The 913-nt window shown below is 39.2% G+C and carries 2 protein-coding genes; both read right to left on the reverse strand.

Translation table 11 applies throughout. The features are described 5' to 3' along the window. Positions 1–108 precede the first annotated feature (108 nt). Entirely contained in the window at positions 109–504 is a 396-nt protein-coding gene (locus JUI58_RS00700) for a type II toxin-antitoxin system VapC family toxin (protein WP_204101830.1), read from the reverse strand. Further along, a complete protein-coding gene (locus JUI58_RS00705; RefSeq protein WP_204101831.1) occupies positions 504–728 on the reverse strand; it encodes a DUF2281 domain-containing protein in 225 nt (74 codons plus the stop codon). The genes JUI58_RS00700 and JUI58_RS00705 overlap by 1 nt, the downstream gene beginning before the upstream one ends. Positions 729–913 lie beyond the last annotated feature (185 nt).

Consider the following 913-nt stretch of genomic DNA (forward strand, 5'->3'; position numbering starts at 1 on the left):
CTGAGAACGCCAGTTGTTCTGGGAACGCTACGAGGTCTCTCGTAGCTGAAAGAATCCCCAACCATAATCTTTGATTTGGTTGGGGAGCGTTCAAACAACTATACTTTTTTATACCCATACTCGCTTAACTGGATAAGCATCAAAAAAAGCATCTCGACTGACCAAATGGAGAGATCGCCGAATTGCTTGAGCAATTAATAGGCGATCGAAGGGATCTTTATGATTTTCAACATAAAATGGTAAATTGTACAGTTGAATAGTATCCTCGATTTTAATCGGTAAGAGTTCCAAGTCTGTTGTTTTAAATCGAGATTCAATATCATTAAAATCGCAAAATAAGAAAATTTTTGCTTTTTTGAGCTTAATCGCAATTTCCCAAAAACTGATAATACTGACGAAAACGCGATCGCTTGCCTCAATCCTATCTTTAGTAGATGATGGTAGCTTGGGATCGTCCTCTACTAACCAGATAAAAGCATGAGTATCTAACAAAATTTTACTCATTACATATATTCCTCGAAGTCATCGAGAGGCTTATCAAAATCTTCTGGTAATGGCAAAACGAATGTGCCTTTCATCGACCCAGCAAAACGATATTGTTTAGGAGCATTTTCAGATGTTAAAGACTGCTCTTTTTCTTGAATTAATGAGTCAATATAATTCAGAACTTTGAGTTGTAGCGATTCGGGCAAACTCTCTAATTTTTCTAAAATAGCAGGTTGTATCATTTTGACTTCTCCCCGCTCTAAAGAGACGGGGATTCTAAGCGGATGCTGTGAGCGGGCTGAAGCCGCGCTCACAACGCTTACGATATCGTTTTGAAAGAGAATCCAAAAAATACCGCTTTGGCAGAGCCAAGACTGCCCTACACGCCTTGGTTAGATCGAAACCTAACTGTACGCTTACCTTTCTG

Origin of the sequence: Spirulina sp. CCY15215, assembly GCF_016888125.1 — a bacterium.
Classification (GTDB): domain Bacteria; phylum Cyanobacteriota; class Cyanobacteriia; order Cyanobacteriales; family Spirulinaceae; genus CCY15215.